Origin of the sequence: Rhizobium sp. WSM4643 (assembly GCF_025152745.1) — a bacterium.
Classification (GTDB): Bacteria; Pseudomonadota; Alphaproteobacteria; order Rhizobiales; family Rhizobiaceae; genus Rhizobium; species Rhizobium leguminosarum_I.
The window spans coordinates 305,201-324,473 of record NZ_CP104042.1 but is presented as its reverse complement, the minus strand read 5'-3'; the positions used below and the strand labels follow the sequence as shown (position 1 = coordinate 324,473).

Below are 19,273 nucleotides of genomic sequence, written 5' to 3'. Positions count from 1 at the left end.
ATATGTTACTTATATCGCGCTTCATATCTTGGCGGCCGGATGAAATGGCAGATCTCTAAGAACCCTGACTCGAAAAGGTTTCAACGATATCGGTATCTTGCCAAGCGTCGTGTCAGGACGCGGATGTGGGCGACAGTGATCCATGCTTCGGCTGAAGCGAGGGACTTTTCCCAATCCTTGGCCAAACGTCGGCATCTGCCAAGCCACGCGAAGGTGCGCTCCACGACCCAGCGACGTGGCAGAACCTCGAAGCTTTTTGCCTTGTCGGTCCGCTTGACGATCTGGAGAGTGAACTTTGCGATTTTTTCCAGTGCGCCCTTCAGCTTCGGTCCGGCATAACCACCGTCGGCGAAGATATGTCTCAGCCACGGCCAGCGCTTGAGAATGGTTTTGAGGACCGCAGGTGCACCATCGCGATCCTGAATATCGGCGCTGTGAACCACCAGGCCGACCATCAGTCCAAGCGTGTCGACGACGATATGACGCTTGCGTCCCTTGATCTTCTTGCCCGCGTCAAATGCCGCCGCTTTCCGTGGTTTTTACCTTTGACTGTCGATCACGCCCGCAGACGGCGAGGCTTCCCGGCCTTCCAATTCACGCGCCTCCATCACAAGATGATGGTTGATCCGACCCATAACCCTGTCGCTCGCCATTCATAGAAATAGGACTGCACCGTTGTAAAAGGCGGAAAATCCTTGGGCATCATCCGCCATTGGCACCCAGTCGTGGCGATGTAAAGCAACGCATTCACGACCTCGCGAAGATCGGTGCTACGCGGCCTGCCCAGTCGCCTCGGTTCGGGCAGGCAAGGCGAGATCAATCCCCATTCCCGGTCCGTCAGATCGCTTGCATACCGCATTGCGCGTCGGGCATATTGGCGACGGGTGAAATCAGTCCAGCCCATTGTGGTCTCCGTTCGTCCTAAGCAAACAAACAGAACCACAACTGGCTGATTTCACTCAACTCTTTTTCGGTCAGGCTCTAACGGGTACGGCAAACGCTCGCTGGTCGAAACGGCACGATACAAGTCCATCATCGGGCGGCGTCTGCGGGCGAGGTCGCGGCCTGGTCAGCAGACGAAGGCGTCATCGGCTGCGCCGTTCTCAACCCATGCTTGACTGCGCACGCCCAAGTCCGTGGGCCGCAAGGCACCACGGTATGATCAGCCGTTTCAAAAGACCGGCAAGGGATATGAGCAAGGTCGTCGTGGGCGGCGTCGACGCCACGCAGGACGCGGAGTTTGCTCGCATCCTGTGTGGCGTTCGAAGTTCCACAATCTCCAAGGTGCCATGACTATGAACGACCCCTGAGCTCAGGCCGCGCTTGATCCCGATGCGCCGTTCTTCAGCAATCTCGTCAAGACGACGGCCGGTCAGCAGCGCCCGGCAAGTTTCTCACACGCTCTGGGGTGGGGAGAAAACATGGGAACCGAACAGCTGTTACGATTGATCGTCCAGTAAGCTTCTTGAAGGACTCGCTTAATAGGAATGAATGACGTGATGATAGTTGACGACTTGATCGTGATTGCCACTCGCATGGGGGCGGCCTCCGGGTAGTGTCAGCAGATGCGTGCCGCCGATGAAGACGTCGAGGCGATCGTCGAACAGACACACCCGCAGCCGGTGGCCGATCAGGCGGGAAGGCACGGTGTAGAAGACCTTGCGCAACGCGAAGCCGCCGGTGCTCAATACGGTGACGATGACCTCTTCGAAGTCGGTGGTGCGACGATCGGGAAGAGCTTGCAGATGCGTGCGCTCGGCATCGATGCGCTTGCCATGTGCGGCATTGCGACGGCTGACGATCTCATCGATGAAGGCGCGATAGGATCCGAGGTCGCCAAAGTCCCTGGTTCCGCGCATCAGCAGAGCATCGCGGATCGCATTCTTGGGATGGCCGTGGGAACTTTCGATCGAGCCGTTCTCGTGCGCGACGCCCTTGTTGTTGCGCGTCGGTGTCATGCGGCAATGAGCGCACAGTTCCTCGTAGCGCTGCGTCAGATCGACCTTGGCGTCGGCATCGAGGTTGCGGAAGGCGGCCGATAAGCTGTCGCTGCGATGATAGAGCGGCGAACCGCTAACCGACCACAGGGCGTTCTGCAGCCCCTCGGCCAGAGCGACGAAGCTCTCTCCATCCAGGATGACATAGTCATGCTCGAAGCCCGACCAGACCAGCCGGAAGTGATAAAGCAGATGATCGAGCCATTGGCCGGCGATCGTCACACCGAGGCTGCCCATGTCGGTAAAACCCGACAGTCCTAACCGACCGGGTTCGTGCATCTGACGGAAGATCACTTCCTGCTCCTGACCGTGAACAGCCCGCCATGATCGAATACGACGCTCAATCGTACGGCGAACAGCTTCTGACAACTCTGGATGACGCCGCAGCATCTCGTTGTAAACGGCAATTGCTCGGATGCCGGGCGCGGCCTTGAGAAGCGGAACAATCTCGGCGTCGAAGATGTGCTCAAGGGGATCGGGCGACGCCGGTCGCGCGGCGGCTTGGTCTGCGATGGGAGCCGCGCATCCTTCTCGATGCGGTAAGCCGTCGCCCGACTGATCGACACCTTCGCGGCAGCGACCTCAGTCGGGTTGTGTTGTCGGTACTTCATAAAAAGCCTCGTCTGATGATCGGTTAAATGGCGACCCGGCACAAAGGTGATTCTCCATTCTCAGAAAATCACCGACGCTACCGGGCCAACCGCGATCATGAGACGGCGAAAAATTGCGCCGCGGCGGGGGTGTAACTCCGGTCCGCCTACGCCCTCCCTTCGTCACACCCCGCCGCCGAGTCTCATCCTGATTGACGCTGAGTCTCAACTTGTTTGTCGCCGCGCATTCTGCTGCGCGCTAGACTGTCATGGAAGCGTTCCTGTCAAATTCCAGACCGTCCCGCTGTCCATGCTCTGACGGAGCACCGAGATGGTGCCGTTGGCCGCTCCCCTTTGATTGGCGGGATCCGTCGTCTGTTGCACGGAATTGAAGATCATTGCAGCAGCGACCGTACGTCCACCCATCTGGACTTGGATGTTCGCATCACCCGCCGCGGTTCGTCCCTGTATGTCGACACGGGCAACGCCCACGGTATGCAGTGTGCCAGCCCCACGTCCCAGATCGGCGAAAGTGATTTGTGCAATGGCAGCGCTACAGTCATTCCGCTGCTCATGGTTCGGGGTAACTCTTCTCCGAATTGCGTTGTTGGTGTTCGTCTTGGTCAACGGCATGATGAACTCCTTCGTGCTTCCTGATGATGTATGATCGCCAACGAAACGCTTAGGTTCAGTTTTGGACATCTTTAATCTCCAGATCGCCTCGAGCTCAGAAAGCCTTGGCCGTGCGTGAAGCATGATACGTCTTCGGCGCCGCTCCGACATCGACATCCTCGTCGCGGATGCCGGCGAGCACGTCCACCCCCTTTTGGAACTTGCCGACATTCTCGGCGAGTTGCCAGTCCCGCCACTTCCCGCCATAGTTTGTGTCCCTTCATGTGTTCAGCCCAATGAGGTTATCCCGCAACGCGGATGCCGCGGCCGTTCCGCTGCCTCGCAATAGCTCTCAAGATTCGTGCCAACCAAGATGATACAGCCGACGAACAATTATTTGCTGCTATTTCAACTTCCTAGCGGAAAATACGTGATTGGGCGAAGACGAATGCGTTTCGCGAAGCCGACAAAGGTGACGACAATGTCGTAAGTTGGACGTGGAGAATCTCGGTTAATCGGGCCGTCCGGGACTGCGACTTACGATCCGTGCAGAAGAAATTGAGCGGAGATCGCATTGTCTTGAATTTTCTAGGGGGAGGCCGATTGCTGATTTTGTTGCAAAGCAGGAGCATCTGACGCGGCAACCACCGGGGTGCTTCCCCAGCTTTTCTTTCAAAGATCACCCGCAAGTACCCGGATTTCCGCAAGCGGCTCGGCCGGTCGATCCGCCCGAATAAATCGCGCTCGGCGTCTGAGGATCAGAGTACGCTTGCGGATCATCGTCTGATAAATGCGCCGCGGCGTAACTCCATTCATCACATCTCTGCACGCCGTGCCACACCCTGACTGACGCTGAGGGTCACCCGTTCATCGTCGACAACGTTGGCTCCCACAAAAGCGACAGGCCAATCAATTGGTCAAAGAAAAAAAGCGCCCGGCTCCTCGTCTTGCCCGCCATTCGCCCGACCTCAATCCAATCGAAATTGGTTTTCCAAGTTCAAAGGTCTTGCTGCAACGAGTAGCCCGAATTTTTGAATCCATCACCTAAGGCCTCGGTGGGGTCGTCAGCCTCTTCTCCATGCAATCGCTCGCCATATGGGTCGTAGAGAGTTGTGCACTTCGTGCGACGAGCGCCGGGGCCGGCGAAAACGCGAAGTAGTCACAAGAATCAGTCACAATGAGCGGCGTCAACGGAACTATATCCCGACGGCTGCGATTCGATCGTTTTGTCACGGTTGCGTCCATAAGTGGTTTTCTGCGATTGGAGCCGCGTGTGAGCCGAATACTCAAAAAGGATAGACCGAATGGACCGCAGTCGTTATCTGAAGGCTTGTTGCGATGCTGAAGACGTCGCTGAAAAATTACCACAGACACCAGAGGCTTCTTTAAAGTGAAAAAAGAGCGCAGCTTTGCCGTCGAGTACAAATCAGGTCGGCGAAAACTGAATTCCAAACCGAACTCGATTTGGGGAGACACCGATCTCAAGTCCGTTGCTCAAGATCTGCAGGACGAGGCAATGCCATTTATGTCACTAGCCCCTCAGGCAAAAAGTAGCGAGATGCTTGTACCCGGAGAAGAACAGGCCGGGCCGTTATTGACACTGCCGATTGAGCAGGAGACAAATGCATCGGCTTTACAGGAGACCATAATGGCCGACGAAAACGATACGATGACCAATGCTAACACGCCGGCCGCCGCGGCGCCCGATGTACCGAAGAAGGTGCGCAAACCTCGCGCCAAGAAGGTGGTCCCTGCAACGGCCCCAGTCACCGTTTCGGCGGAACCGGCAGTTGCTTCGGGTGCCGCAGCTGGAAAACAGAAAAGAGGACGTAAGGCAAAGCCTGACGAAGGTACGCCGAGTGCCAAGCGCACGCCTGTCAAACGTGCTTCGAAGGCTGTGTCGACAGCGGCGGCACCGTCGGTGGCGGCAGTTGATGAGATCGCGGATCTTCTGCAGCTCGAAGAGGAAAACCAGAGACTGCGCAAGCTGCTGGCGGAGAAGCTCCGCGCTGAAAATGCCGATCTGCGAAAGCGACTGAACCTCGGTTGATCGGCAGCAGACGATCAAGCGCTGGCCGCATTCTCATGCTTATTGAAGTGAATATTTTGGCGGCGGATCCTTCTGCCGCCAACGTTTTTGCTCGCAGTTTGCATACGCAGTAGAATTCGAGGTCGAATAAAATGGCGTCTCCATGGAAACTTCTTGCTGGGCTGGTGTCACGGCGACGCCAGCAGAAGCAAGAACACGGCTCGACCGATGATGTGAAGCCGGACGTATCATCCATCGCCGAGCTGACTGAAACGCCGGCCGACAATCGGTTGAACGCCGTGGATCGTGCGGCCAACGAAAAGCCCTTCATTCACGAAGAACGCGAGGCGGTGTCAGCGGACCCGCATCATGCCGAGGAAGCGGTAAGCATTGTTGACGATACGGCAGATGTCGAAAGCGCCAGGCCCGTGGAAGCGGCTGACCCGGCTTTGTCCAATGAGGCCGATACAGCCGCGCATGCAGCACCAAAAGTCTTTCGAGTTAGCGAAGGTCAAACGCGAAAGCGGGGCATGCGGGGCAAGAAACCGAAAACTATTGCAGTCGTTGTCCCACCTTCTCCAAGCGCTCCCACCGCTTTTGACGATGCAATCGATCTCGACGAAGAAATCAGGCTTCTCCGGGGGCAGTTGGCACGCAAGCTTCAAATGCAAAATGCACAATTGAAGAGGATGCTGGAGCGGTTCGAACGCTGAAGCTGTCATAAACCCATGCTCCGGACCTTGGGCATGAGCGGCGTGTCAAAAGCATTTCCTAGCTTGGCCAAAAACGCACTTGGCCTGCGACCTTGGCGAGCGCCCGCTTCTCGCGGCGGCGCTGGACCGAAGAGGCGATGTTCATTGCCTCCCGGTATTTCGCAACCGTGCGGCGGGCGAGATCGACGCCGCCCTTCTTCAGCATGTTGACGATATCGTCGTCGGAAAGCACCGCCTCCGGGCTCTCCTGCAGGATCAGCGCACGGATCTTGTGACGCACAGCCTCGGCGGAATGGCTGTCGCCGCCGGCGACGGCGCTGATCGAGACGGTGAAGAAATATTTGAGTTCGAAGAGGCCGCGCGGCGTCAGCATATATTTATTCGACGTGACGCGGCTGACGGTGGATTCATGCATCTTGATCGCCTCGGCGACCGTTTTCAGGTTCAGCGGGCGCAGGTAATCGACGCCGTGCAGCAGGAAGGCGTCCTGCTGGCGGACGATTTCGCTTGCCACCTTCATGATGGTTTTTGCCCGCTGGTCGAGGCTGCGCGTCAGCCAGTTGGCGCTCTGCAGGCAATCGGAGAGGAAGGCGTGGTCCTCGCCGTTCTTCGTCACACGGGAAAAATAGGACTGGTTGACCAGCACGCGCGGCAGCGTATCCGGATTGAGCTCGACCAGCCAGCCGCCGTCCGAGGCGGGCCTGACGACTACATCCGGCGTGATTGCTTCGGAAACACCCGCTTCGAAGCCGCTGCCGGGCTTGGGATTGAGCTGACGGATCTCGCCGAGCATGTCGAGAAGATCTTCCTCGTCGACGCCGCAGAGCCGCTTCAGCGAGGCAAAATCGCGCCGGGCCAGCAGTTCGAGGTTTTCGACCAGAGCCTGCATGGCCGGGTCATACCGGTCCTTCTGCCTGAGCTGGATCGCCAGGCATTCGGCGAGGCTACGGGCGAAAACACCTGGCGGATCAAGGCTCTGCAGGGTGGCAAGCACGCGCTCGGCCTGTGCGAGGCTCGTGCCCAGCCTCTCGCCCGCCTCGACGATATCGGCCTGCAGATAACCGCAGTCGTCGAGCTGGTCGACGAAATTCTGCGCGATCAGCCGGTCGGCCATGTCAGGCAGGACGAAGGGGATCTGCTGGGCGAGATGATCGCGCAGCGACACCTGACCGGCGACGAAATCGTCGAGATCATAGTCGGCGCCCTCACCGCTGCCCGGCATCGACTTCCACTGGCTGACGAGTTCCGGCGCATCGAGGCGCTGCGGGACTCCGTCATCAGGAAAGACATTGGTGTAATTGGCGTCGAGTTCGTCGTTCAGCCGGCTGGTGCTGGCGCTGCCGCCATTGTCATACCAGTCGCTGGAGAGCGCCTCGGCGCGGTTGTCATAGCCATCGTCGGAGCCGGCATCCTCGGGCTGATGAGCATACTCTCCATCTTCGGCATCGCCACGTTCGCCGCCCGCCTCGCCGTCATTCGACGGAAATTCGAGCAGCGGGTTCTTCTCCACTTCCTGGGCGATGAACTGGGTGAGTTCAAAATGCGTCATCTGCAGCAACTGGATGGATTGCATCAGTTGCGGTGTCATCACCAGGGACTGGGTCTGGCGCAGGAAAAGATTGGCGGATTGTTTCACGATAAAGTTCCACTTAATTCGCGGGGCCATGCCTGATCTTCTCAAGTCGCGACAGTTGCTTTCGGCGACGCTGAGAAATCACCTCACTTTCGGAGAAGTAGGTCGCGGCTTGATGCACACTTCAGTGCCTCCTATCTCTGGTCGTCGGTTTTCGACGTGGTGTTTCCAGTAACCACTGCCTCCGAAGCAGATTGGATGCCCAGAAAGAGCTTCGCGTCGCATTTCCGGATTTACTTTCACGCAAAGCTGCCATGCTGCCTTCTCCGCGCGTTCGACCGATGCGATTGTCTCGCACTTTGTATGTCGCCGGCGCCTTTTACCGCTCGGAACGGAATTCAAGATTCGTGCACTGGACGATGATCGACGGCGATATGAGTCTGGCAGTTCTTGGGGCAGACGCGGGCGCACGCTCCGCAGCCGATACATCGGCCGGGATAATCAATGACCATGATCACGCGACTGAGCTCACCATTAAAGTCGTCTTCGCCATCGCAAACACCGAGCATGTCACCTGCCTCATCGATGCCGTGGGGATGCATGACCTCGCGTAAGCAAACCTTGAAGCAGCGACCGCAGCCGATGCACATCGCAGGGTTGATCGAATTCAGATATTCCGGCATCCATCGGGACCCGTCGCGGGTCACGGATGAGCTTGTCATAGATTCCTCCGATTTATCGTGTTCTGCCACTGACAAAGTGGCTGAGGAAGGCCCGCCAATTGTCAGACAAACGCGAGTTGGCAGCTGTCTAACGCCGCAATCTTTACCCAGTGCGGTCCTCCACCTTCGCTTCTGTCTTCCGATCTTGTACTTTCGAACCCAGCGGCTTCCACGAAGGTCCTCGAGTCGCATGTCGCGTCAAATCGTCTGACCGATTCAAACTGCGCTGTCAGTCCCTTCATATCTTGTGTGGCGATGGCAATTCGCGAAGTGCCCACCTGCCGTTTCGTCCGCGTTGATGAAGTCCGCCATTGAAGAGCGAGACGCGACGAATTGATCTCATTATTGCGATTCCCGCCTATCGGTTGAGTCAAGTGGGCCGGGGTTCGGAGGGTGGTTAGCCTGAATGATGTTCGCGAAGTCGAAGATCACGTCGCGGGTTCCCCGGTATAATACTGTAAGCTTGTGCTGGCTGCCGAAGCGGTCGAACATGGGGAAACCCACCCGCATCAGCGGAACGCCGAGACGTCTGGCAGCTTCTCGGCCGTGCGAGTGCGTGACGATAAGATCGGCCATTGCGGCGAGACTTTCCAGATCACTGAGATCGCCGACTTTGACGGTTTTCGCCGGTACCATCTCGAGCGCCTTCGAAGTGCCGGTCGTGGTGACCGCGGCCGCAATTTCCGCACCCATGGCAGCAAAAAAGTTGGAGAGCTGGAAAAGTTGATCGGGCTCCGAAGCGATTGCGATCTTCTTGCCTGCCATATGGGAATGTCCGTCGAGCATGGCATCCTGCAACTGCATTCGGTTGCGGCGGACATTGAGCGGTGTCTGTTTGCGTGACATAGCGGCAAGCACGCGAATGAAGCGATCGACGTTTTCTAGGCCCGTCAGCGATCTAAACAGCACGTACGGCACGCCGGTCAGTCTCTGCAGCGCTTCAGCCGGTCGCCGCATATGCTCACCGATTGCGATACACTGCATCGTCGCACCGAGATCGCGGATCTCCTGCAATTTCGTGCCGCCATTCGTTATCGGCATCCATTCTTCGGGGATGGAGCCGTCGAGCGCTCCGGATACGTCGGGCAGAATAACCGGGTCGAGGCCGAAACTTACGGCCGTTTCGCGCAGATGTTCTATGTCAGCAACCGTTAAGTTCCAGCCAGGCAGTATCGCGATCTTCCTCGGATTGCGATATTGCTTGTCAGGTCGCGCTGTTGCCTCGATCACGGCGGTAACAGCTTTAGACCAACCCTCCTCTATGGCGCCGTCAAAGTCAGGCGTGTTGGCGACTACGACTTCGGTGCCCACAAGTTCTATCGCCCGCCTGCGTTTGATGTTTTCGACGTCACCGACGACATCCTCGTCGCGGGCCTCTACCGATGCGGTCGTGCATATCCCGATCAGTCGTGGCCTTGTGCGGGCTTTGAGGCTGAGAATTGCCTCTTCAAGACGATCCGCGCCGCCGACGATTATCGCGGCTTCGTTCATCGCCGTGGTTTGCAGCGGGATCGCTTCATTGAAGTGCCTCGCGAGCAGTGCGAGCGCGAAGCTCGTACATCCCTGGCTGCCATGGAGCAGAGGTATTGCGCCGTCGACGCCCAGAAAGGCGAAGGCAGCACCAAGCGGCTGAGACGACTTCAGGGGGTTGACCGCCGCCGACTTGGTTTGAGATACGACGCGTGCCATAGTACGACCTCAACATTTTTTGCGAGTGATCTCGCGGTTTTGGTTCGACGCGCTTACGCTTCCCTTTTCGCTCGCTTTTCAACGACCAATGCCGGCTCCCATGGCGCCGGCTCGCGCACCTGCGGCCACACCGGATTGTGGATTGCCAGGTCAATTTGTCGAGCAAGTTGCACGATACCCTCATAGCCAGCGTAAGCGTGATGACGCTCCTGGTTGATGTCAAGCCAGGGCAGTTTTGCCTTTAGCGCTATATACTGGGTGCGTCCGCCCGACAGCATGATGTCAGCCTTTCTCTCGAGTAGAAGCGAGAAAAGCTCGCGCGGCGACATCGACTCGAACAGGAGGTTCTCCTCCTTCAGGGTCTGTTTCACTCGCTCCCTATCTTCGAGCGTCGATTTCTTGACTGATGTGCCGACGATCTCCATGCCGATCTCCATCAAGGCATGGACGACCGACCAGGATTTCACGCCGCCTGTATTTAGAAGCACGCGCTTGCCCTCAAGGCGAGGTCGGTACGCTTCCAGCCTCTTCCACACCTTTTCCTCTTCTTCCGCTACAAGGATTTCCGTGCGATGCAAAAGCGAGGGGTCAGCACCCTTCTTTACAAGCAGATCGGCGATCCGCCGGAGCGCCTCCGAGGTGCCGGAGATGCCATAGAAGGAGCCCTCGAAAAACGGAATATCCCAGCGTTCCTGCATCTTACGTGCCAACGTAACGAACGCTGTCGAACACACCGTCATCGCCGCGCGTGAGCGGTGGGCGGAGGCGACTTGCAGATATCGCGCGTCTCCGGGAATACAGGCGCGGACGCGGATGCCGAGCCTATGCAAGAGCGGCTTCACCTGCCAGAACTCACCCGAGAGGTTAAATTCGCCGAGTATGTTGATGTCGCAAAGGCCCGGTTCATCGGGCTCAACCGTACCTATGACATGCTTGAGCAGCGCCTCGCCCGCTAGCTTGTTGCCGAGGTTTTTAGATCCGACAAAACCTGGTGCATTGACCGGCACCACCGGTAAAGCAAATTCGTCCGTCGCTCGCTTGCAAACAACGTCGATGTCGTCACCGATCATCGCTGTAACGCAGGTTGAATAGACAAAAATTGCCGCGGGCGCATACCCATCCTTGATTTCCCGGATCGCTTTAAAGAGCCTCCGTTCGCTGTGTCCCATTACAATGTCGATTTCCGTAAGATCAGTCGTGAAGCTCGTCCGCCAAAGTGTTGGACCTGACGAGGCAGCGCCACGGTTGTCCCAGGAATTTCCCTCGCAGGCGAGCGGCCCGTGAATCAGATGTGCGACATCGGTGATCGGCTGCAGTGCGACCTTGGCGCCGTCGAAAGCGCAACCGCCGACGGCCGTTCCCGGGGCCATTGGCCTCGCGCAATTTCTTCGGCGCGCCTTGGGACCCTTGCTGCCGCTCCTTTCACTCGCTAGCGCGTGGAAGGCATCTTTGTTTTTGGCGTTGAGCGAGGACATTCGTCTGCCTTCATATCTGGTTGAGAGATAGGCCGCCCGGCCGACCGTCGCTCTTAGCGAGTGAGGTCATACGAATAATCTGTCACACCCGCGTGCATTGTTTCGCGATCGAGGTTGTCGAAGATCTTGTCGAGGATCGCCGTTAGAAGACGCAGTCCGCCTTGGTACCCCATGAGGGGGAATCGATGATGATGGTGCCGGTCGAAAATTGGAAACATCAGCCGAACCAGTGGGGTACCGGTGTCCCGTTCGAGATACTTCCCATAAGAATTTCCGATCAGGAGATCCACCGGCTCTGTGAACAGTAGCGAGCGCAGTGCCCAGAGATCTTTGCCTGGCCAAACCTGTGCATTCTTCCCGAAGGGCGAGGATGCGAGGAGTTCCTTCATCTCGTCCTCCCAAGCTGAGGTGCCATTTGTGGCCAGGCAGTGGGTTGGCTCGCCGCCGGTCTCCATGATGAAGCGCGCCATCGCATAGACGAAATCTGGATCGCCGTAGATCGCGTATTTCTTTCCGTATAGCCAAGCTTGGCTGTCCGCCATCGCATCGATGAGTCGGCCGCGCTCTAGACGGATCGCCTCGGGAATTTCTTTGCTGGAAATTTCCGATATCACCATCAGAAGTTCGTCGGTAGCTTCGACGCCGAGAGGGTAGTGGAAGGAAGTCGCCGCTTGTCCAACGTCTCTGCAGTAATCTAACGTCTTGCGAGTGTTGTAATATTGCAGGGACAATGTCCACTCCGCATTCAACGCCGCCTTCACGTCATTGATGCTGGTCCCGCCGTCATACATCCGAAATTTGCCATCGGAAGGCGTATCGAACTGATCTGATGCGTCCTGGATGAACATGTAAGTCACTTGCATCAGGTCAAGCAGGCGTTTTAGTTCGCGATTGTTCCCAACGCAGAAGCCATCAAATCCAGGAATGATGTTGATAGAAGCGGTGGCTTCACTTCGCGCGGCGCCCTTCCAGAAATTCTCCAGCACACCTTTTACCATGCTGTCGTAGCCATCGACATGGCTGCCGACAAAGGCAGGCGTGTGGGCGAAGGGGACATCGAAATCGCGCGGGACCGAACCTTCACTTTTGGCGTTTTCGATAAAACCATGCAGATCATCTCCGATGACCTCGGCCATACATGTGGTCGACACCGCGATCATCTTCGGGTTATAGAGTTTGTATGTGTTGGCGAGACCGTCGACCATGTTTTTCAAGCCGCCAAATACAGCGGCGTCTTCCGTCATCGATGACGAGACCACCGATGACGGCTCCTTGAAATGGCGCGATAGGTGCGATCTGTAGTAGGCAACGCAACCTTGGCTGCCATGGACGAACGACATCGTTCGCTCGAATCCCGCCGCTGCGAAGACCGCGCCGAGGGGCTGGCAGGCTTTGGCTGGATTGACGACAAGGGCTTGGCGGGCCAAGTTTTTCTCGCGGTATTCCCAGCTCTTCGTGAATTCGCGCTGGTCCGACACGACCTGATCCGGGTGTGGGCACTCGAATTTCAGCTTTTTTTTGGCCAACATCTTCCTGTATTCCGGCTCGCAGAATAGGGGCGCGTGGTCGAGAGTTTTCTCAGCTGACTGCGGCATAGGGTCACCTCTTTCGATCTGGCCGCGGCTCAAGGGCGGTCCAGAAACATGCGTCGCTTAAGCCGTTGCGCGTTTTTTACGCGCGAACGCTATGTTCTCACCCAGCAACCGCCGCCAAAGCGCGGTCATTTTTCCAGGGCGCGTCGTAGAGACCCCAAACTGGATTGTTGATGGCCATGTCCATGTCCCGAGCGAAAATCGCGAAGCCGTCATAACCGTGATACGGACCAGAATAGTCCCATGAGTGCATCTGACGGAATGGAATGCCCATTTTCTGCACCGGGTATTTTTCTTTAACGCCGGACCCGACGAGATCGGGCCGAATTCCCTCAATGAATTTCTCAAGTTCATAGCCAGTCACATCGTCGTAGATCAGCGTGCCTTCTTTTACATAATGGCCAGTGCGCTGATAGTCGTCGCCGTGACCGAATTCGTAGCCGGTTCCTACGATTTCCATCCCGAGGTCCTCATAGGCGGTGACGACGTGACGAGGACGCAATCCCCCGACGTAGAGCATCACCCGTTTGCCGGAAAGGCGCTGCCAGTATTTGTCGATTACGGCCCAAACGAGGGGTTGGTATTTGGCTATGACCTTTTCGGCTTTTTCTTGGATCTCCGGCCCGAAGTGCTTGGCTATGTCGCGCAGCGAGGCATCGATTTGGGAGTGTCCAAAGAAATTGTACTCCATCCAAGGGATGCCATATTTTTCCTCCATGTGCCTGGAGATATAATTCATCGACCGATAGCAGTGAATGAGGTTGAGTGCCGCTCTCGGCGCGCGCTCCACTTCGGCGAGAGTTGCATCTCCGGACCAGTTGCCGACCACGCGCAATCCGATCTCCTCGAGCAGGATGCGCGAGGCCCATGCGTCGCCGCCAATGTTATAGTCGCCTATGACATTTACGTCGTAGGGACTTGGATCAAATTTTATGTCTTTCTTGTCGAAGACCCAATCTCGAATTGCGTCGTTGGCGATGTGGTGGCCAAGCGATTGCGACACGCCACGGAAGCCTTCGCAGCGTACCGGCACGACGGTCGTCGCGTGTTCTTTGGCCTTTTTTCGCGCTACGGCCTCGATATCGTCGCCAATCAGGCCGATCGGACATTCTGATTGCAGGGTGACGCCATTGCTTAGCGGAAAAAGTTCAGCGATCTCATCGATGACCTTTTCCAATTTCTTGTCACCACCGAAAACAATGTCCTTTTCCTGAAAATCGGATGTAAATTGCATCGTTACGAACGTGTCGATGCCCGTCAGGCCGACGTAATAGTTGCGACGTTGCGACCAGGAATATTGACCGCAACCCACAGGCCCGTGTGAAATGTGAACCATATCCTTGATTGGTCCCCAGACGACACCTTTCGAACCGGCATAGGCGCAGCCGCGGATCGTCATCACGCCTGGAACAGACTTGATATTCGACTTTACCTCGCATTCGCTAATCGCGTTTGGTTCCTCGCCGGCGTCCTTTTCGCTCGTTGCCAGGCTAAGGTGTTTACTTCGGCGTTTCGCTGCTTTGTCCGGATATTGCGACAGCACATCCGCTATAAGCTTCGCATGTAAATCACTGTCATTGGCGTATTTGAAGGTCATTAACCCAACCCCTTGGAAAATCCGGCTGAAGCCACATCGGCGAAACCTCCCTCACGGGATGGCGGGCGCCTTGCGTGTCGCTGCGCGTCAGTGTGATCACTGGGCAGCTATCAACTTGGCATCCCTGGCTTGAAGTTCGGCAAGCATCTGCTCATCGGTTTTCATGATCCCGAAATCGAGAAGCATGTCCTCAAGTTCTTCCATGGTGATGGGGGTCGGGATGGTGCCTTTGCCCGAATTGTCATGTATTCTTTGGGCAAGTGTCCGGTACTCGGCCGCTTGCTGAGAGTCCGGCGCATATTGGATCACCGTCATCTTTCTAAGCTCGGCGTGTTGGACAATGTTGTCGCGTGGCACGAAATGAATGAGCTTAGAATTGAGTTTGGCAGCCAGCGCTTCGGCGAGGTCGAGTTCGCGATCGGTTTGACGCTCGTTACAAATGAGGCCGCCCAGGCGTACGCTGCCGCCTGCAGCATATTTCAGGATGCCCCTGGCGATATTGTTGGCGGCATAGAGCGCCATCATCTCGCCGGACATGACGATATAAATTTCCTGAGCTTTGTTTTCACGGATCGGCATCGCGAAGCCGCCGCACACAACGTCACCGAGCACGTCATAAGACACGTAGTCGACATCGTTGTAGGCGCCGTTCTCCTCGAGAAAGTTGATCGACGTGATAACGCCGCGTCCCGCGCAGCCGACGCCTGGCTCCGGGCCGCCAGACTCCACGCATTTGATACCTTTATAGCCTACCTTGAGCACGTCTTCGAGTTCAAGATCTTCAACCGAACCTCTCGTTGCAGCGAGATCAAGAACCGTATCCTGGGCCTTCGAGTTCAAGATCAGGCGCGTAGAATCGGCCTTAGGGTCACAGCCGACGATGAGGATCTTCTGCCCATGGTCCACAAGGGCGGCTAGCGTGTTTTGGGATGTAGTGGACTTGCCAATGCCGCCCTTTCCATAGAATGCGATCTGACGCAGAGCTGCCATGTTTGGCGTTCCTTCATGTGTTCGAGGCAATGCGGTTATCCCGCAACGTGGATGCGGAGGCCGTTCCGCTGCCTCGCTATAGCTCACAAGATTCGTGCCAAGCAGGCCGATAGAGATGACGAACAATAATTTACTGCGATTCCAGTTATGTGGGCGCAAAGATGCGGGATTGAGAACAGGAACGCTTGTCACGTAACCGACAAAGGTGATGACAATGTCGAATATCTGACCAGCCGACAAGATGTCTCATTTATCCATGTGTAGCTTCTAGGACCATTGTTCGAACAGCCTGTATCCCATCACCAGACCAGCAGTAACGAATTCTGATCGCTTGCCGCAAAGGGCTGTTTCCGGCGATGATCAAGCGTCATGTCACTCGACTACGCCACGGCTAGCGATCCACTTCACGAGGAAGATGTCATTGACGCGGCGTCTGGGCGCGAGCGATGGCAAATGTTCATATAAGTCTCGCTCCAGAAGCACGACATTTCAAAGTGGCAGCGAACCCATCGGCCTCGTTCCGCGGCGATGCACGGGTTACCAATTCCAGGCGTGTTGAGGTCCCCGCTGCGTTAGCGGGTGATCTCCTTCAAGTTCCGTCAATTCGCCGAAGCATGTGTTCAACGTTAATTGCGTGGAAGATAAAGCCGAGCTCGCCAAGCGGAGAATCGTATCGGATGTCGTCTATTGTGGCGATCAGGCGGTCAGCATCGATCAGTCCCAGTTCATGCAGCAGGCAACGGCGGGATAATTGACTAGTGATCTCGCTAGCACCGATAGTCAGCGAGCCGGTCAGATAGTGTTCGAAATTTTCTCTTGTAGAAACTCCGAAGAACCGTTTTGGATATCCAAGCCGTTCCAACATCCGGCGATGCAGCGCCTTTTCGTGCCTCCAGGCCAAAGGCAAACTCCGATAAAATCGTACGGCTTCTGGCTGGGCGAATGGGCTAATTGGCCATATGCCATGGCTCGCAAACAAAGGAGCCCGCGCGGCGTGTGCCTCCAGTACCGAGATCGGCAGAATAGGAAAGGGTGCCCGATCGCAGCTTGCTGCATAGTCGGGCAATTGGTTTTTGAGCACCAGCGTCATGGCGGAGGGAAAGATCGCAGGAAGGAATGCATCGCTAACATTACGAGCGAACTGCTCGTGATTTTGCTCGAAAGCATGGGCCGTTAGCAACTCATCACCGCCTGTACCGGTTGCGACCGCCCGCGGGGCTGAGGCAGTTGCGAGCGACTTCAATAGTTGATGGAGAGGCCGCTGCAGATCGGCATTGTAGGGAGCGGGGACGTAGTCGCTACTCACTTCGAACCCACACGGAACCATTGGTATCGTGTCAACACGCAGCGTTTGGTCGCGAAAGCCGAAGTGCTCGATTGCTATTTCGCGCCGCGAAGTCTGTTGACTACGAGCTGGTCCCTCGACCTCCAAGGCATAGGTTTGCAGGGCGTCAGGATGCTGCCCCGCCAAAATGGCGGCAACGACCGCCGAATCCAATCCTCCGCTGAATTCGCTAGCCGTGAGAGCGGGCGTGAGCGGCCAGCGACGCAGCAGGGTGTCGATCAAATGGCATGCTGCGGCGGCAACATCGGCCCCATCCACAAGTGGGGTCGGAATGAAATACGGTGCCGGAGGGGGATATTTCGTCTCCACGGCTCCCATCCTGTCGATGCAAAGTGACGCGCGCTCCGTCAGCATGAAAACACCGCGAAACATCGTGGTTGTTGCATAGGGGAGCGTCCCCACAAGACGCAGGCCAGCTCGGTCCGTGTCGACGTCGGCGAGAGTCATGCCCGAATAAAAGTCCGCTATCGACCAGGAGAGATCAATGCGCTCGCCGCTGACCTTCATATAAAGTGGCGCAACACCCCCATGTCCGGCGCTGAAGGTCACCGTGCCGGAATGGCGATTGATCGAAATTGTCTGATAGTCCAATGGCCATCGCCCAAAAGCACAGAAATCATGCGCTCGTTCTATCGGCCAATCCCTGAGTGCCACAACCTGCCCATTCGCTTCGGCGGAACGCTCGCGACAGATCAGGACGATTTGATCAGTGGTGTCCCACCGGAAGCTCTCGAGCAAAGGATGGTCTAGGATCTTGATAGAGATGTTGGGGTAGGGCAGCGAGTCCATCGGGGGCTCAGCCACGCACTCGAGATGACCTCGGTCAATCGTTCCCTTGAACATGAGTGATCGCTTATTTGATGAAAATCTAAAGGGGCAGTGACCGCCGCCTTGGCGACGGTCACACGGACGAAACTTAAACGTCCAGTTTGTCCATGTCGCCTGGCTTGCCCCCCTTGATCATGGCAGCAATTTCTGTAGTCGAAGGGGTCGATCCGACGCGCGGCGTCTTGGCAAAGACGCTCAACTCGCTGCCGATTGGATCAATTGGCTTGCGGGTAGTTATCGTTTCCATGTTATGACTCTCCTTTGGTTTTCCTCGCCGTCCCCCTAAGGGGCCAATGACGCGATTGACTGAGGTACACTGTCGCATGCCGTTCTAGGGTGGCATGGACTGCGAAATTATTTGGCTGCAATCGATCCGGGCGGCTACGCGGTTGGCTCTCTGACCTAAGCATTGAGCGTACGACAATCGCCCGGTAAAGAAGCGGGTCTGATTGTGATGTGGCGCCGCTTGTACAACAGAAATCCAGGCAGGGACTCGTGCTCGCTTATGAGCCGGACTGGCGGCGAATTGGTGACCAAAACTTCCTGAGCCGTAAGGTTCAAACATCGAGCGGAATTCCCTATGCTAGCTAATTGCATAAAACGTCTGCGGAGAGGACGATGGGATGACTTCGAGCGGCACGACTAATTCTTTTTCGAAAATGCTAGGCTCTGAGAGGATGTGTGTTCGCCACCCATTGGTGCGCAACGAGTTTATCAGCTTTGGGTGCGTTTCGCCGATGAGCGAGGTGATTCCGGCAGCACGGCAAAACTCCATCAACCCGATCATCAGAACACGCGATATTGGAATCCCGTCAATCTTTTCGTCACCGCTTGCAATCGCCCACCGCGTCCATTCGAAAACGTCGTGCGACCTTGGCCACTTTTGACCTCGCATGATTTGCGGGTAGACGGTTGATAGAAGATGTGGCTGCACAGTAGGAAGGAGCCGAGAATACCCGATCACCGCATCGTTCTTGAGAACGCTAAAATGAATAGCGCAATCGTGATCAAACTGATCTATTTCCCGTCTGTCACTCTTGCGTAACGCCTCCCACCCACGTCGTTCCACAAATTGCTGGTGTCGAAATCGCCAGATTTTCTCCATGATTACGGCGTTAGCCCGAGAGTGCCCAATGCAAATCTTGATCATCGCTCGCTGACCCCCGGATCACTATGCACGATCTTACTGTCCTCCAAAATGAGTAGAAATACTCATCTCTGCGCCAGGTCGCGGAACCATAGTTTGAAATCAGACAATCCGCGCGGCATGGGAAATGGCGGTAACGGAAAGATCGCCAAAACGGGCTCAAGAATGCCATCATCTCGTACCGCTAGAGTAAATTTGCAGAGCATATGGTGTGCGTCAAAGACGCCAGGGACTCGATCAAGCCGCCTCTCAGGCCGCTTTTCGTTGATGGGATCACGTTAGAAAGCCATCTCGGCCGGTGCTTATCTGCTACCGACCAAATAGACTTCGGCCGCTCTTACCGTCCCGGGTTTCGGGGGCATGCCTATGGGTTA

13 protein-coding genes and 3 pseudogenes are annotated in these 19,273 nt (G+C 56.4%); 3 read left to right on the top strand and 13 right to left on the bottom strand.

Annotated elements, in window-relative coordinates; translation table 11 throughout:
• Positions 1-80: 80 nt before the first annotated feature.
• Positions 81-904 (bottom strand): annotated as a pseudogene (locus N1937_RS28330) (IS5 family transposase).
• A 76-nt stretch (positions 905-980) separates the two neighbouring features.
• On the opposite strand from N1937_RS28330, the pseudogene N1937_RS28325 reads away from it, so the two are divergent.
• A pseudogene (locus N1937_RS28325) lies at positions 981-1,131 on the top strand (IS5/IS1182 family transposase); the annotation flags it as partial.
• Positions 1,132-1,484: 353 nt separating this feature from the next.
• On the opposite strand, the pseudogene istA reads toward N1937_RS28325, so the two are convergent.
• Together istA and N1937_RS28315 are read right to left on the bottom strand one after the other, a co-directional pair.
• A pseudogene (istA, locus tag N1937_RS28320) lies at positions 1,485-2,650 on the bottom strand (IS21 family transposase); the annotation flags it as partial.
• Between the two features lie 204 nt (positions 2,651-2,854).
• On the bottom strand, positions 2,855-3,289 hold the full coding sequence (locus N1937_RS28315) for a hypothetical protein (RefSeq protein ID WP_245505360.1): 435 nt from the start codon (positions 3,287-3,289) through the stop codon (positions 2,855-2,857).
• Between the two features lie 1,300 nt (positions 3,290-4,589).
• Between N1937_RS28315 and N1937_RS28310 the strand changes: the two genes are divergently transcribed.
• On the top strand, positions 4,590-5,249 hold the full coding sequence (locus N1937_RS28310) for a transcriptional regulator (RefSeq protein ID WP_131586668.1): 660 nt from the start codon (positions 4,590-4,592) through the stop codon (positions 5,247-5,249).
• A 131-nt stretch (positions 5,250-5,380) separates the two neighbouring features.
• Entirely contained in the window at positions 5,381-5,941 is a 561-nt protein-coding gene (locus N1937_RS28305; protein WP_131586666.1) for a hypothetical protein, read from the top strand.
• A 58-nt stretch (positions 5,942-5,999) separates the two neighbouring features.
• Here the strand turns inward: N1937_RS28305 and rpoN are convergent, their stop codons facing one another.
• The 10 genes from rpoN to N1937_RS28255 form a co-directional block, all read right to left on the bottom strand.
• A complete protein-coding gene (rpoN, locus tag N1937_RS28300) occupies positions 6,000-7,607 on the bottom strand; it encodes an RNA polymerase factor sigma-54 (protein ID WP_441005672.1) in 1,608 nt (535 codons plus the stop codon).
• A 305-nt stretch (positions 7,608-7,912) separates the two neighbouring features.
• Complete coding sequence (gene fdxB / locus N1937_RS28295; RefSeq protein WP_131586688.1) at positions 7,913-8,236, bottom strand: ferredoxin III, nif-specific; 324 nt, start codon at positions 8,234-8,236, stop codon at positions 7,913-7,915.
• 342 nt (positions 8,237-8,578) lie between these two features.
• Positions 8,579-9,925: a nitrogenase iron-molybdenum cofactor biosynthesis protein NifN gene (gene nifN, locus N1937_RS28290; RefSeq protein ID WP_131586664.1), complete on the bottom strand. Its 1,347-nt coding sequence runs from the start codon at positions 9,923-9,925 to the stop codon at positions 8,579-8,581.
• Positions 9,926-9,978: 53 nt separating this feature from the next.
• Positions 9,979-11,400 carry a nitrogenase iron-molybdenum cofactor biosynthesis protein NifE gene (nifE, locus tag N1937_RS28285; RefSeq protein WP_131586662.1) on the bottom strand — a complete coding sequence of 474 codons (1,422 nt, stop codon included), beginning with the start codon at positions 11,398-11,400 and terminating at the stop codon, positions 9,979-9,981.
• Positions 11,401-11,453: 53 nt separating this feature from the next.
• Positions 11,454-12,995: a nitrogenase molybdenum-iron protein subunit beta gene (gene nifK / locus N1937_RS28280; RefSeq protein ID WP_260059731.1), complete on the bottom strand. Its 1,542-nt coding sequence runs from the start codon at positions 12,993-12,995 to the stop codon at positions 11,454-11,456.
• Positions 12,996-13,092: 97 nt separating this feature from the next.
• Entirely contained in the window at positions 13,093-14,589 is a 1,497-nt protein-coding gene (gene nifD, locus N1937_RS28275) for a nitrogenase molybdenum-iron protein alpha chain (RefSeq protein ID WP_131586657.1), read from the bottom strand.
• 96 nt (positions 14,590-14,685) lie between these two features.
• Complete coding sequence (gene nifH, locus N1937_RS28270) at positions 14,686-15,579, bottom strand: nitrogenase iron protein (protein WP_003551759.1); 894 nt, start codon at positions 15,577-15,579, stop codon at positions 14,686-14,688.
• 589 nt (positions 15,580-16,168) lie between these two features.
• Positions 16,169-17,767 (bottom strand): asparagine synthase-related protein, encoded by a 1,599-nt coding sequence (locus N1937_RS28265; RefSeq protein WP_311202854.1) that lies wholly within the window; start codon positions 17,765-17,767, stop codon positions 16,169-16,171.
• Between the two features lie 73 nt (positions 17,768-17,840).
• The gene (locus tag N1937_RS28260) at positions 17,841-17,999 is read right to left on the bottom strand and encodes a hypothetical protein (protein ID WP_003551761.1); all 159 of its coding nucleotides are present in this window, start codon (positions 17,997-17,999) and stop codon (positions 17,841-17,843) included.
• Positions 18,000-18,335: 336 nt separating this feature from the next.
• Positions 18,336-18,902, bottom strand: coding sequence for an acyl-homoserine-lactone synthase (locus tag N1937_RS28255; RefSeq protein WP_131586653.1), 567 nt, complete (start codon positions 18,900-18,902; stop codon positions 18,336-18,338).
• Positions 18,903-19,273 lie beyond the last annotated feature (371 nt).